The organism is Flavobacterium sp. AC274 (assembly GCF_979258275.1).
In genome coordinates, this window is sequence record NZ_OZ409852.1 from 5,308,881 (window position 1) to 5,323,327 (window position 14,447).

The 14,447-nt window shown below is 32.7% G+C and carries 10 protein-coding genes, 2 tRNA genes and 1 pseudogene; 9 read left to right on the forward strand and 4 right to left on the reverse strand.

All coding sequences use genetic code 11. From position 1 onward, the window contains the following. Complete coding sequence (locus ACZZZT_RS23965; protein ID WP_463462205.1) at positions 1–480, forward strand: hypothetical protein; 480 nt, start codon at positions 1–3, stop codon at positions 478–480. A 65-nt stretch (positions 481–545) separates the two neighbouring features. Here ACZZZT_RS23965 and ACZZZT_RS23970 read toward each other — a convergent pair. Both ACZZZT_RS23970 and ACZZZT_RS23975 read right to left on the reverse strand, forming a co-directional pair. Beyond that, positions 546–618, reverse strand: a tRNA-Gly gene (locus ACZZZT_RS23970). A 106-nt stretch (positions 619–724) separates the two neighbouring features. Then, positions 725–797, reverse strand: a tRNA-Gly gene (locus ACZZZT_RS23975). Between the two features lie 133 nt (positions 798–930). Between ACZZZT_RS23975 and ACZZZT_RS23980 the strand changes: the two genes are divergently transcribed. From ACZZZT_RS23980 to ACZZZT_RS23990, 3 genes are all read left to right on the forward strand, one after another. Continuing rightward, complete coding sequence (locus tag ACZZZT_RS23980) at positions 931–1,203, forward strand: GNAT family N-acetyltransferase (RefSeq protein ID WP_463462206.1); 273 nt, start codon at positions 931–933, stop codon at positions 1,201–1,203. Beyond that, the gene (locus ACZZZT_RS23985) at positions 1,119–1,367 is read left to right on the forward strand and encodes a GNAT family N-acetyltransferase (RefSeq protein ID WP_463462495.1); all 249 of its coding nucleotides are present in this window, start codon (positions 1,119–1,121) and stop codon (positions 1,365–1,367) included. The genes ACZZZT_RS23980 and ACZZZT_RS23985 overlap by 85 nt, the downstream gene beginning before the upstream one ends. 183 nt (positions 1,368–1,550) lie before the next feature. After that, a complete protein-coding gene (locus ACZZZT_RS23990; RefSeq protein ID WP_463462496.1) occupies positions 1,551–2,960 on the forward strand; it encodes a L,D-transpeptidase family protein in 1,410 nt (469 codons plus the stop codon). Here ACZZZT_RS23990 and ACZZZT_RS23995 read toward each other — a convergent pair. Next, positions 2,949–3,671, reverse strand: coding sequence for a murein L,D-transpeptidase catalytic domain family protein (locus tag ACZZZT_RS23995; protein ID WP_042563763.1), 723 nt, complete (start codon positions 3,669–3,671; stop codon positions 2,949–2,951). The two genes, ACZZZT_RS23990 and ACZZZT_RS23995, sit on opposite strands and share 12 nt — an antisense overlap. Before the next feature lie 306 nt (positions 3,672–3,977). On the opposite strand from ACZZZT_RS23995, the gene ACZZZT_RS24000 reads away from it, so the two are divergent. Together ACZZZT_RS24000 and gpmI are read left to right on the forward strand one after the other, a co-directional pair. Next, the gene (locus ACZZZT_RS24000) at positions 3,978–6,395 is read left to right on the forward strand and encodes a DUF5916 domain-containing protein (RefSeq protein WP_463462497.1); all 2,418 of its coding nucleotides are present in this window, start codon (positions 3,978–3,980) and stop codon (positions 6,393–6,395) included. A gap of 140 nt (positions 6,396–6,535) precedes the next feature. Then, entirely contained in the window at positions 6,536–8,053 is a 1,518-nt protein-coding gene (gpmI, locus tag ACZZZT_RS24005) for a 2,3-bisphosphoglycerate-independent phosphoglycerate mutase (RefSeq protein WP_302097443.1), read from the forward strand. A 147-nt stretch (positions 8,054–8,200) separates the two neighbouring features. Here gpmI and ACZZZT_RS24010 read toward each other — a convergent pair whose 3' ends face one another. Beyond that, positions 8,201–9,457: a DUF445 domain-containing protein gene (locus ACZZZT_RS24010; protein ID WP_463462207.1), complete on the reverse strand. Its 1,257-nt coding sequence runs from the start codon at positions 9,455–9,457 to the stop codon at positions 8,201–8,203. Positions 9,458–9,722: 265 nt separating this feature from the next. Here ACZZZT_RS24010 and map point away from each other — a divergent pair, with 265 nt between their 5' ends. The 3 genes and pseudogenes from map (at position 9,723) to ACZZZT_RS24025 (ending at position 14,428) form a co-directional block, all read left to right on the forward strand. Then, positions 9,723–10,541, forward strand: coding sequence for a type I methionyl aminopeptidase (gene map, locus ACZZZT_RS24015; protein WP_115843391.1), 819 nt, complete (start codon positions 9,723–9,725; stop codon positions 10,539–10,541). A 91-nt stretch (positions 10,542–10,632) separates the two neighbouring features. Further along, a pseudogene (locus ACZZZT_RS24020) lies at positions 10,633–11,411 on the forward strand (methyltransferase domain-containing protein). Between the two features lie 110 nt (positions 11,412–11,521). Further along, positions 11,522–14,428, forward strand: a complete 2,907-nt coding sequence (locus tag ACZZZT_RS24025; RefSeq protein WP_463462208.1) for a DEAD/DEAH box helicase — start codon at positions 11,522–11,524, stop codon at positions 14,426–14,428. The last annotated feature ends 19 nt before the right edge of the window (positions 14,429–14,447 follow it).

Sequence of the window (14,447 nt, forward strand, 5' to 3'; positions counted from 1 at the left end):
ATGAAAAAACTACTAACAATATTAGCAATTACAATTTTCTATTCTTGTGATAGTAATGATGAAAACAACAGTTACTCTATAATGGCTGATGCTGTTGATTTTACAATTCATAATGCACAAGGAAAAGACTTATTAGATCCCGAAACTCCAAACCACATTAAGGAATCTGAAATAAAATTATTTTATTTGATTGACGGTGTTAAAAAAGAATTTTACAACGGTTTTTTAACGCATCCTCAAAACTTCGTAATTCACAAAGATGAAAACGAGTATCGAATTACAATATTCTTGAATAGTCTTGAAAAATCTGACAAGACAATTACCTATATTCAATGGAATGAAAAGGATACAGATACCATTGAATCAACTTTTATTAAAAACAAAAGTTCAATTTTCACGAAAGATGTTTGGTTTAATGGAAACTTAGTATTCACAAGTACATCCTTTGAAAATACTCCATTCGTAAAATTGATAAAATAAATTTTAAACTTTATATAGTAAAAAACAAAAAAGCCTTAAACTATATAGTTTAAGGCTTTTTGAAGAGCGAAAGACGAGGCTCGAACTCGCGACAACCAGCTTGGAAGGCTGGAGCTCTACCAACTGAGCTACTTTCGCATTAACAGGGTGCAAATATAAACAATTAAATCATTTTAAAAAATAAAAATCAAAAATTATTCAATTTTGATAAAAAAACCGAAATAGTGAAATTTCGGTTTTTTAGAGCGAAAGACGAGGCTCGAACTCGCGACAACCAGCTTGGAAGGCTGGAGCTCTACCAACTGAGCTACTTTCGCATTACTGGTGCAAATATAAAAAATAAGTTCAGTTCAAAACAAGCTTTTTTGCAAAAAAATTAATTAAAAAACAACGATTCCTTATAACCTATTTAAAACTAAAAAGTTATACTTTTATTATTTTTTACACATTATGACTATTATCAAAGAAATTCCATCAAAAGACACTTATATCGTTCGTCAACCAGTACTCAGAAAAGGAAAACCTATCGAAAGCTGCATCTTTGAAGGAGACGATTTAAATACTACACATCATTTTGGGTTATTCGAAAACGACGACTTAATAGGTATTATTTCATTATTCTCCCAAACCAACACTATATTTGCCAACAAAAATCAAGCTCAGATTCGAGGCATGGCTATTTTGGAAAATCATCAAAAAAAGGATTTGGTGAAGCTCTCGTAAAACATTGCGAAGATTATTGCAAGACTCAAAACGTTGATTTAATTTGGTTTAATGCCAGAACAGCAGCAGTTGGGTTTTACAAAAAAATGAATTATCAAATAATTGGCGAGCCTTTTGATATAAAAGATGTCGGCGAACACTATTTAATGTTTAAAAAATTATAAAATGAATAAACTCTACTTTCTGATTGTAATATGTTTTTTTATTAGCTGCAAAAAAGATGAACCAAAAGTTATTCGTGTAAAAAAGACTCCCCGCCGGCAATTATACTTACTGATGAAAGAAAAGTAGTTGTCGATACTGCATTAATAAATGTTTTTAAAAGTGAAACACTGAAACAATTTTACATCGCTTCAGAAAATAAAAGCGTTTGGGGAAACCTTAAAAAAAGAACTTACGTTTTATCCCAATTAAAAAAAGCAGAAGAATTAGGTTTAAATCCCGAAGATTACAAAGCCACAACACTCGAAAAATATGAGAAAAGAATCAGTTCTTTAAATGATAAAGAATTGGCTACTTATGATATACTACTGACTTATAATTTTGAATTATACTTAACTCATTTATATAAAGGAAAACTCGATCCTAAAAAACTATATACAGATTGGGATTTGGAAGAAAAAACGTTTGATCCAAATAATACTCTTATTAAAGCTTTCAATAAAAACAAATTAGACAGCATTGTAGATAATATCCAACCAAAACATCAAACTTATAAAGAGCTTTTAAAAGCACTTGAAATCATCAATACTTATCCGGAAGAAGAAGTTACAGACACTATAAGATCTGCGGATAAAATAACATTGAATGACACTAACAATGCTTTAATAGATATTAAAAAGAAACTTTTATTCTGGAAAGATCTGACCGGAAAAGACAGTCTGACTAATAAATACGATAAAAAAACATTTGAAGCTGTAAAAAGATTTCAGGAAAGGCACGGTTTAGCCGCCGATGGCGTTATTGGAGCAGGAACCCTGAGCGCTTTAAACTTTACTAAAGAAGGAAGAAAACAACAAATAATTGCCAATCTCGAAAGATGGAGATGGTATAATAATGATTTTGCAGAAAATTATTTCATTATTAATATTCCTAATTACAGTTTGAATGTTATTGAAAATCAAGACACCACTTTGGTTCGAAATGTTGTTGTGGGAACAAGTAAAAGAAAAACACCTATTATTACATCAAAGCTAAAAACGGTTGTTTTTAACCCTACATGGACAGTTCCTCCCACTATTCTGAAAGAAGATATTATTCCTGAAATGAAAAAGAACAGGAACTATTTAGCCAAAAAAAGAATCACCATATTTGATTCTGCCGGGCGCGAAGTTGATCCTAAAGCATGGAATGAGGACCAACCTAATAGTTACCGTTATGTACAAAGTCCAGGCTATAACAACTCTTTGGGATTAATGAAAATTTTATTTCCAAATCACCATAGCGTTTATTTACATGATACCAATCATCGTAATTATTTTGGAAGAAACAATCGTTCTTTAAGTTCAGGATGTGTGCGTATTGAAAATCCATTAGAATTGGCAGAACATATTTTGAATGATACAATTGCGACAAACTGGCCAAAAGAAAAAATCGATTCTATTATTGAAACCAAGAAGACAATAAACATCAGAATCACAAAAAAATACGCTTTATACCAATGGTATTGGACAGCATGGAGCAAAAAAAATCAGCTCATTTTCAGAGCTGATATTTATAATCTTGATTCGGATTTGTATAGTAAACTAAGAAATTAGTTTTTCTTCCATTGTAAAACTTCTTGAAGGATGGTAGATATACAAACACGATTTATCTTTTATTGTTTGGATGATTTCATTTGTTAATTCAAATGGAATCGCCGGACAACCCTGGCTTCTGCCTAATCTTTTGTTATTTCTGATAAAAGATTCAGAAACATAATCGGCTCCGTGCATAACAACCGCTCTTTCACGGGCATTATCGTTTACACCTTTTTCTAATCCGTCTAATTTTAATGAAGCACCATGTTTTCCCTGGTAAATTTCACCAGTTGCATAAAACCCTAAACTGCTTTTAAAAGATGAGTTTGAGTTTGAAAATGCCGAAGCAAATTCTTCTCCTGTATTTCTTCCGTGTGCAACTAAAGAATGAAATAAGATTTTATTTGAATCTAAATCAATTACCCAAAGGCGTTTGATGTTTGATGACAAACTAAAATCAATCAGCGTTAAAATATCTTTTTTGATAATTCCTTTTTCTTTCAATAAGTAAAAGCCTTTTAATGCTTCAGAAAAAGTTTTAAGTTCTGGTAACTCAAAATGGTTAGAATTTAATGTATTATAAACATTTTCAATTTTAGCATCTACAGACAGTTTTTCAACTTTTGCAATGCTTCTGGCAGTTACTTCTTTTAATTCTGGAGTGTTTTTTGTGTCTTTTCCAAAAGACAATAGCAAAAACACCAACAAGGGATAAATTTTGTAAATCATTGAAATTCTTTAGGTTAATAATAAATTTGGGTTCAGCAAAAGTATAAAAAAATATAGCGCACAAAATAAATCACTGTAAATCAGGCCTGTTTTGTTTAAAATTTAACAGATAGAAAAGAAAATTTTAGCATATCGACGGAAAAAACCCACTTTTACTGATTATTTTTAAGTTTAAATATGTAGCCGTAAACCTACTTTAATTAAAAAGATATAATTATTGAATATTAAAGTGTAACATTTAACATAAACGACTGTCTACTATAAGGGCAATCATTATTCGTTATTTTATTCAAAAATGAAAGAAATATTTTTTTAAGTTTTTTACTATCAACATCCTTTGTTTTTAGCCAAAAGAAAACTTTACAGGCACAGCCAATTTCTCAATCTATTGTGGTTGATGGAAAATTAGATGAAGCCGCATGGGAAAATACTCCTTTAGCTACAGATTTTGTTATGTTTGAACCCGATAATGGTAAACCTATTCCTAATACTAAAAGATCTGAAATCAAAGTTTTATATAATAATGACGCCCTTTATATTGGTGCAATGCTATATGATGACGAGCCAGATAAGATTTTAAAAGAAATCTCTCAACGTGATAATTTTGGAACTGCAGATATTTTTGGTGTTTTCATCAATGGTTTTAACGACGGTCAGCAAAATTTTGAATTTTTTGTTTCTGCTTCTGACGTACAAGGCGATTGTATTATGACAGATGCAAATGGTGAAGATTTTACCTGGGATGCGGTCTGGATTAGCAAAGCCAGATTAAGCGATAAAGGCTGGATTGTTGAAATTAAAATTCCGTATGCAGCTTTGCGTTTTTCTGCAGAAAATAAACAAACGTGGGGAATTAATTTTTTCAGGGAAATAAAAAGAGAACGTAAAAAATATACGTGGAATTTAATTGATACCAAAATTGGCACTTTTACACAGCAAAACGGTAACCTGGAAGGAATTGAAAACATCAAACCTCCTACCCGATTGTTTTTTATGCCTTACGCTTCTTATTATTTAAATGCCGGAGAGGGACAAAAAACCTACGGAACAATGAAAGGCGGAATGGATATTAAATATGGTATAAACGATGCTTTTACACTCGATGCCATTTTAATTCCCGATTTTGGACAAACAAAATACGATGATCAGATTTTGAATTTGGGTCCGTTTGAGCAGCAATTTAACGAAAACAGGGCCTTTTTTACCGAAGGAACTGATTTGTTCAACAAAGGAAATATGTTTTATTCGAGAAGAATTGGAGGAGCACCGTCAATTGATCCGGATTTAAATGATGATGAAAAAATCATCGAAAATGTTCAGAACGTAAATCTTATTAATGCGCTAAAAGTTTCGGGAAGAACTAAAAATGGTTTGGGAATCGGGATTTTAAACGCAGTTACCGAAAAAACATTTGCTGTCATACAAGATACAATTTCCGGCGCAACCAGACGTGAAGTTGTGGAACCTTTGACAAATTATAATGTTTTGGTTTTAGATCAGCGCTTTCGCAAAAATTCATCAGTAACCTTAATCAATACAAATGTTTCCAGAAATACACATTACAGAGACGCCAACGTAACCGGTCTGGCGTGGGATTTAAATACAAAGGCGAATACTTATAATTTATCGGGAAATGTAAAATACAGTTTAATTAATGCCGAAGAAGATAAAAAAGGTGTTTATTCAACTATTGGCTTTGCCGAAACAAGCGGAAATTATCGTTACAGTTTTGGTTCTGATTTTGTTTCTAAAGATTTCGATCCGAATGATTTGGGAATTAATTTCTATACTAATTATTACAACTTTTACGGAAATGCAAATTACAGAATTCTAAACCCGACAAAGCTTTTTAATAGTTTCAAGATTAACCTGAATTTGTATTCAGAATTTAATAAAGAATCTGGAAAAGTACAAGATAACAGCATCAATGCAAATGTGAACCTTACAACAGTAAAAAATAATTATTACGGAACAGGAATTACTTTTTATCCATTAGAATCATACGATTATTATGAGCCAAGGGCAGACAATAGATATGTAGCGCTTCCGCAAAGGATAGAATGGTGGGGCAGCATTTCGACCAATTACAATTATAAATTTGCTTTAGATTTAAATCCCACTTTATTATTTTTTAATGAATCAGGACGACTGAATTATGGGGTTGACATTGGCCCAAGATATCGTTTTAATAATAAACTATTGTTGACATACACTTTTAGCTATTTAAGAAAAGACAACAACAAAGGGTATATCGACAGTGTTGATGAAGATGATAATGAAAGTACACCCGAAACTATTGTTTTTGCAAATCGAAATGTAATTACCTACGCTAACACTTTAAGTGGAAAATATGCAATAAACAGTGCGATGACGCTTAATTTAGCCGTTCGCCAATATTGGTCGTATGCCGAAAACAAAGATATTCTTGAACTGGAACAAGACGGGACTTTATCTCCACATCCGCAATATATTGAAAACAAAAATTCGAGTTTTTATTCCTGGAATGCTGATCTTTCCTATTCCTGGTGGTTTGCTCCTGGTAGTCAGGTTTCGGTTTTATACCGAAACAGCGCTGCAAATTTTGAACGTACAATTGACAAAGAATTCAAATCGAATGTCGCCGACTTATTAACTAATACGGCATTAAAACATGTTTTTTCTGTAAGCGTAAAATACTTTATTGACTATAATGCGGTCAAAAATAAAATTAGAAAGCGAGCGTAGTCTGAATTAATTTTAAAAAATAAAGACTTATATAATTAATTTAATATTTTTCACAACAATTCATTTTATTAAACATAAATTATGACATTGCTTTCTTGCTCATTTTATAAATGGTTTATCTTTGTAAAAAACTAAAAATGATGAACAAAAAAGTAATACTTATGATTTTAGACGGTTGGGGAAAATCTCCTGACCCTAAAGTATCTGCAATAGACAATGCAAACGTTCCTTTTATAAACAGTCTTTACCGAAATTACCCAAGTGCACAACTTAGAACTGATGGCTTAAACGTAGGTTTACCAGAAGGTCAAATGGGAAATAGTGAAGTAGGTCACATGAATCTTGGTGCCGGAAGAATCGTATATCAGGATTTAGCCAAAATAAATCTGGCAGTAGCACACAAAACGCTTGCAAAAGAGCAAGTATTGGTTGATGCTTTTAAATATGCCAAAGAAAACAATAAAAAAGTTCACTTTTTAGGATTAGTTTCTGATGGAGGTGTTCACTCTCATACTTCACATTTACGCGGATTAATTGACGCTTCTCAGGAATATGGTTTAGATAATGTTTTTATCCATGCTTTTACAGATGGCCGTGATGTTGACCCAAAATCGGGAGCTAAATACATTCATGATTTAGAAGAATATATTAAAGAAACTCCTGTAAAAATTGCTTCAATCATTGGTCGCTATTATGCAATGGATCGTGACAAACGCTGGGAAAGAGTTAAACTTGCTTACGATTTATTGGTAAATGCAAAAGGAACTCATTCTCAAAATGCAGTTGCCAGCGTTCTTGACAGTTATGCAAATCACGTTACCGATGAGTTTATCGAACCAATCGTTATGGTTGATGAGAAAGAAAATCCATTGGCTACGATTATCGAAGGCGATGTTGTCATTTTCTTCAATTTTAGAACAGACAGAGGTCGTGAGCTTACAGAAGCGCTTTCTCAACAAGATTTTCACGAGCAAAACATGCACAAAATAAACTTGTACTATGTTACGCTTACCAACTACGACGAAACATACCAAAATGTAAAAGTAGTTTACAATAAAGATAATATTACTGAAACTCTTGGTGAGGTTTTAGAAAAAGCCGGTAAAAAGCAAATTCGTATTGCCGAAACCGAGAAATATCCACACGTAACTTTCTTCTTTTCCGGCGGAAGAGAAACTCCGTTTGAAGGAGAAAGCAGAATTTTAAGAAACTCTCCAAAAGTAGCAACTTACGATTTACAGCCAGAAATGAGTGCTTTTGAATTGAAAGACGCGCTTGTTCCAGAATTAAACAAAGGCGAAGTTGATTTTGTTTGTTTAAATTTTGCAAACGGTGATATGGTAGGCCACACCGGAATCATGAGCGCTGCAATTTTAGCTTGTGAAGCTGTAGATGCCTGCGTAAAAGGTGTTATCGAAGCAGCACTTGCAAACGATTATACTACAATTGTAATTGCAGATCACGGAAATTGCGAAACTATGATTAATCCTGACGGAAGTCCAAATACTGCACACACAACAAACCCGGTGCCGATTATTTTGGTTGACAAACAATTAAAGAACATAAACGATGGTGTTTTAGGTGACATCGCTCCTACTATTTTAGAGTTAATGGGCGTTCAGCAACCAGCAGCAATGACTTGTCATTCGTTGTTGTAGAAAACATCTTAGGTTAAATTTTTAAACCATATAAGTTATATAAGTTCATTTAAAAAACTTACTATACTTATATGGTTTTATTTTTCCAAAAAAAACAAATCACGCTGATTTATATTTACTTATATAACTTATATGGTTTAAAAAGCATCACACTATAAAAAAGTGATAAATCTGTTCTACACCATAAATCACAAGTCCGATCATTCCGCCAACCAGCGTTCCGTTGATTCTGATGTATTGAAGATCTTTACCGATTTCCAGTTCTAATTTTTCAGAAACTTCCTTTCCGTCCCAGCTTTTTACAGTAGAGGAAATTAAATCGCCTATCACTTTTTTATTATTTAAAAGCACTGATAATAAATCAATTTTGATAAAATTATTGATTTTGTCGATCATTATTGGATCATCTTTTATTCCGGTTCCGAAACCCTGAATTAAATTTGAGATACTATTTTTGATGGAAGATTGATCCCCTTTTTCCAAATCATTAGTAATAGACAATTTTATCTCATCCCAGATCCCGTTTACATAATCCTGAACTTCTTTTTTGCCGGCAAAACCAAGAATTAGGTTATTGATTTTTACTCGCATTTCTTCTGAATTTTTTACCTGATCCAGAAAATTATAAACATATTCGTCTATTTTAATTCTCACGGCGCTGTCGGGATTTTTGGCTTCATCTAAAAATTCGGCCAAACCATTAAAAATTCCTTCTGAAATGCTTTTATCGGCTAAGCCAAAACTCAAAAATGGTGTTGATTCTTTTACTTTTTTCCGAATCAAATCTTTATTATTGGCCAATTCGGTGCTCATAACTTCCATCAAATTGGTTAGCAATTGGTCTTTTACGTTTCCTTTCTGCAAAGGTTCCAAAGCCAAAGCGACCCAATCTCCAAAATTAATTCCTTCCAATTTTTCCTTAAACTGAACCTGAATTAATCGTTTTACATCTTCATCTTTTATAGTTTTTAAAACACCCGGAATAATATTAACGACAACCAAATTGGCAATTTTATTGGCATTTTCTCCCTGTGAAAGCCAATCTGAAGCTTTTGTCGCAAAATTGAATTCTTCTATTTTAATTTCCAGTTTTTCACGATTCAGGAATTCTTCGGAAACAAAACTGCCCAGATTTTCGCCGATTTCATTTTTCTTTGTTGGAATAATCGCCGTATGCCAAATCGGGATTCCCATCGGATGACGAAATAAAGCCACAACTGCAAACCAATCTGCAATTCCACCCACCATTGCTGCTTCGCTAAACGCCTGCAGCATCGGAATTTTAAAATAAATAGCAATTATAAATAAAAGCACCGCAAAACCTAAAAGTGCCAAAGCGTTTCCTTTCATTTTTCGTAAAGCTTTTTCTTTGGATATATTTTCCTGGACTATCGGAGTTTTCATGATTTAAACGTTTTTACTACTAATTTACGGTTTTTCTGTCAAATATTAAGTTGAAAAGAACAAGAGATTAAAATTGAAAATTTGCCACTCCCGATAGCTATCGGGATCACTAATTAGCACTAATTATATTGGTTTTAAAAATTCTACTAAACTGTTATTCGTGGAAATTCGTGAATTCGTGGCGAAAAAACCAATTCGAGGCAAAAAATTTTAGCCAAAAATTTATATTAAAATTGTACTTTTGCGAACTGAAAATCTGAAAAATATGATTATCCAAAAAAGTAGAGAGGAAATTGAATTAATGCGCGAAAGTGCTTTGATCGTATCTAAAACATTAGGAATGATTGCTTCTGAAATTAAAGAAGGAGTCACCACATTATATCTTGACAAGTTAGCCGAAGAATTTATTCGTGATCATGGTGCGGTTCCTAGTTTTCTGGGATTGTATGATTTTCCGAATTCGCTTTGCATGAGTCCGAATGCACAGGTTGTACACGGAATTCCGAACAATACACCTTTGAAAAATGGTGATGTTATATCTGTAGATTGTGGCGCTTTCAAAAACGGTTATCACGGTGATCACGCTTACAGTTTTGAAATTGGAGAAGTTGCTCCGGAAGTTAAAAAACTTTTGAAAATCACTAAGGAATCTCTATATGTTGGGATTCGTGAATTTAAAGCAGGAAATCGCGTAGAAGATGTTGGAAATGCTATTCAAAAATATACTGAAGCTCACGGTTACGGTGTTGTTCGCGAATTAGTTGGACACGGCGTTGGACAGAAAATGCACGAAGAACCGGAAATGCCAAACTACGGAAAACGCGGTCGCGGAAAACTTTTTGTTGAAGGAATGGTCGTTGCTATTGAGCCAATGATTAATATGGGAACAAGAAACATCAAACAACTTAAAGACGGCTGGACTATATTAACGGCTGATGGAAAACCAAGTGCGCATTTCGAACACGACGTTGCCTTAATTGATGGTAAACCAGAATTATTATCGACTTTTCAATACATCTATAAAGCGTTAGGAATTGAGAGTAATGAAGAAGACGAATTTAGACAAGTGCCTTTAGTATTATAAGTTATTCCATAGATTCAAATAATTATTAGAGAATAAAAACACTTTGTGAAACTTCGTGCTAACTTTGTGAAACTCTGCGAAACAACCCCCAATGAAAAAACTTTTTAAACTAATACTTAATACAATCCCACGCCCATTATTAATTCGTTTGAGTTATGTCGCGCGTCCGATTTTGGCTTTATCATTAAAAGGAGACAAATTTACCGATCCTATTGACGGGAAAAGTTTTAAATCGTTTTTACCTTACGGATACGGAAAACAACGTAACAATGTACTTTCGCCAAGTACACTTTCTTTAGAAAGACACCGTTTGCTTTGGCTGTATTTAAACGATCAGACTGATTTTTTTACTGCTCCAAAAAAGTATTGCATTTTGCTCCGGAACAAGCTTTTTATAAATTATTCCGCAAGCAAAAAAATCTTGACTATACGACAACGGATTTATTTTCGCCTTTGGCAGATGTAAAAGCAGATATCTGTAATTTACCTTTTAAAGACAACGAATACGATGTGATTTTGTGCAATCACGTTTTAGAACATATTCCGGATGATACAAAAGCAATGCAGGAATTATTTCGCGTATTAAAACCAGGCGGAATGGCTGTTTTACAGATTCCTCAGGATTTATCGAGAGAAAAAACCTTTGCTGATGATACCATTACCGATCAAAAAGAACGCGCTAAAATATTTGGACAATACGATCACGTTCGTATTTACGGCCGCGATTATTTCGACAAATTAAGAAGTATCGGTTTTATCGTAATCGAAGAAGATTATACGAATAAAATTGCACCAGAATTGGTAGAAAAATATTGTTTGGCAAAAGGAGAAATTATTCCTCTTTGTTTCAAACAGGAAATTAAACAATAGATTTTTCACCACATAATTGATTTATAGTTCATTTAAAAAGTTTTCAAAATAGCAATATTTGAAAACTTTTTAAATTTTAGCTCAAACCCTAATACAACCCAACCCTAATTTTGAAACCTTCAAAATCATTTCAATTTTGTTTTGACGTCAGTTTTGACAAAAACCTGAACACTTATCTTCCAACGTCTTATGTCGTTGAAGATACGAATGACATTAAATATTTAGACAAAAAAGCAACTTCGGGAATTCTTAAAAGCTTCGGAATTATATTTGATGATTTAGATTCTAATTCAAAAAAAATACTGACAGCTTGCGAATCATTAAAACCTGAGTTTATTTTCAAAAAGTTCAGCGCAAAAATCAAATCAGCAAAAACAATTGCAGATTTACAGAAAGACTCTAAAATTGAATTTGCGATTCGCCAGCATTTGCAATTAAATCTGGACTGCTTTTATACTTTAATTGTAAAAGAGCAATTTCCGCTGTCAATCAATATGAGCGCTGAAAAGGATTTTTTCCGTTCAAGAGTCAATATTGAACCCCGATCTTTCGAACCTCAAATTCAATTTGACAAACACGACGCCGGCATTACTTATAGTTTATCTTTAAAAGAAAATGAAACTACCTTTTTACCCATGAATAGTAGCGTAGATGTTCTTTTAGACGAGCCGGGCTGGTTAATTATAGATAAGAAATTAGGGCAGTTAAAAGATCTCAATTCTAAAAAACTTTCGCCTTTTTTAACTAAAAAATCAATCGAAATACCTTCAAAATTAGTTGATAATTACTTTAAAAATTTCATTCCAGAAATTGCTAAAAAAATTGATATTCAGGCAACCGGTTTTGAAATTGAACTTCGTGATACCATTATTTCATGCACGATTCAGCCTGTTTACGATTTCTTCAAAAACTGTTATTATCTCAATTTATTTTTCGATTATAATGGCTATTCATTTGATTCAGGCAAAACGAAGAAAACACATTCGTTTGTTGATTTCAGCATTATAAATGAACCTAAAATAATTCAGTTTAAACGAAGTGCTGATGAGATTTTATATACAAATAAATTAGTTGAAATTGGTTTAACAAAAATCAAAAATGAATTATTGGGATTGAATTCTGAAACAGAAATTAGCGATCCTTACACCAATATTCAATTTGTTATTGATCGCAAGGAAGAACTTGAAAATCTGGGATTTACAATCCAGAATTTAAAACTCGAAAGCAAAGAAATCATTACAGGAAACCATACCGTTTCAGCTTCAAAAGAAACAACCGGAGATTGGTTTGACATTAAAATAATCATTACAGTTGGAAGTTATACGATTAACTTCAGTGAAATAATTCCTAATATAAAAAGTAAAGAAAGACTCTTTTTATTGCCTGATGGAAACTATTTTTTGATTCCCTTAGAATGGTTCAGTAAATATAGTTCGCTGGCAAAACTGGCGAAAACAGAAGATGGAAGTCTTCTTTTGCGTAAAAGCAATTTTACCGCTTTGGATGCGATACCGGAAATCAAAAATGATGAAGAAACCATTTACGAAGCTGAATATGTTGCTTCTGATTTGCTAAAAGCTACTTTAAGACCTTATCAAATTGATGGTGTAAAATGGCTTTTGGGTCATTTTAACTCCAATTTGGGTGCTTGTCTGGCTGATGATATGGGACTTGGTAAAACTTTACAGACCTTGGCCGTTCTCGTGGCCGTACAGGAACAATTAGGTTTTACAACAAAAACCACGAATTTTGATTTATTTCAAAATGAAACCACTATACAAAGAGAACCACTAAAAACCCTGATTGTTTTACCTTCTTCATTGGTTTTTAACTGGTATAATGAAGCAGCAAAATTTACACCGCACTTTTCAAAAATGCAATATGTGGGTAATGACAGGAAATTATTAGCAAGCAGATTAGATTCTTGTGATTTAATTTTTACGAGTTACAGCATTGTGCATCGCGATATTTCAATTTTAGAAAAATATAATTTTCGCTATTTAATTTTAGACGAAAGTCAATACATTAAAAACAAGAATTCTAAAATTTTTAAAGCGATTAATAAAATAAAGACTTATAATAAAATTGCATTGAGTGGTACTCCAATCGAAAATTCGCTTGACGATTTATGGTCGCAAATGGAGTTTATAAACCCTGAAATTTTGGGTACTTATAATTTTTTTGCTGAAAATTTTAAAATTCCGATTGAGAAAAAGCAAGACGAAAATAGTTTGTCTGAATTAAAAAATCTGATTCAGCCTTATATTTTGCGACGAGCCAAAGAGCAGGTTTTAAAAGATTTACCAGAATTAACAGAGCAGATTTACTACTGTGACATGGATCCTGAACAGGAAAAATTATATGAGCAGGAAAAATCTAAAGCTCGTAATTTTTTATTAAAAACAGACGGATCAAGTCCTGACAAAATTAGCATTATCAATACGTTGATGAAGTTAAGACAGTTGAGTAATCATCCAAAAATGGTCGATCAGGAATCTGAAATTGATTCGGGAAAATATATTGCGGTTACTAATTATCTGGAAACTTTAGTAAAAGAGAAACAAAAAACGATCATTTTTAGTTCGTTTGTTACTAATTTGAGTTTTTACACGACCTGGTGTAAAGAAAATAAAATAACATTCTGTGAAATTACAGGTGAAACTCCGGCAAGTAAAAGAGAACAGCAGGTAAAGCTGTTTCAGGAAAAAGAAGAGCCGTTGTTATTTTTTATTTCGCTTAAAGCAGGCGGTGTAGGTTTGAATATCACCAAAGCTTCTTATGTTTTATTTCTGGATCCGTGGTGGAACCCTTTTGCTGAAAAACAAGGAGTTGGACGAGCACACCGAATTGGGCAATTAAATAAGGTGAATGTTATTCGCTTCATTTCAAAAAATACGGTAGAAGAAAAAATAATCAAATTACAGGAAAACAAAAAGCTGTTATCTGATTCGCTTTTAGAAGAAAGTTTTGTTAACGATGAAATCGAAGTTAATCTGGATTACATTTTGGGTTCTTAATAAATTGTTTTTAAAACCA

Bases quoted from the DNA above. Each gene is read 5' to 3' on its own strand.
- ACZZZT_RS23980 (WP_463462206.1), top strand. From the start codon at position 931: ATGACTATTATCAAAGAAATTCCATCAAAAGACACTTATATCGTTCGT.
- ACZZZT_RS23965 (WP_463462205.1), top strand. From the start codon at position 1: ATGAAAAAACTACTAACAATATTAGCAATTACAATTTTCTATTCTTGT.
- ACZZZT_RS24010 (WP_463462207.1), bottom strand. From the start codon at position 9,457: ATGAAAACTCCGATAGTCCAGGAAAATATATCCAAAGAAAAAGCTTTA.
- gpmI (WP_302097443.1), top strand. From the start codon at position 6,536: ATGAACAAAAAAGTAATACTTATGATTTTAGACGGTTGGGGAAAATCT.
- ACZZZT_RS23995 (WP_042563763.1), bottom strand. From the start codon at position 3,671: ATGATTTACAAAATTTATCCCTTGTTGGTGTTTTTGCTATTGTCTTTT.
- map (WP_115843391.1), top strand. From the start codon at position 9,723: ATGATTATCCAAAAAAGTAGAGAGGAAATTGAATTAATGCGCGAAAGT.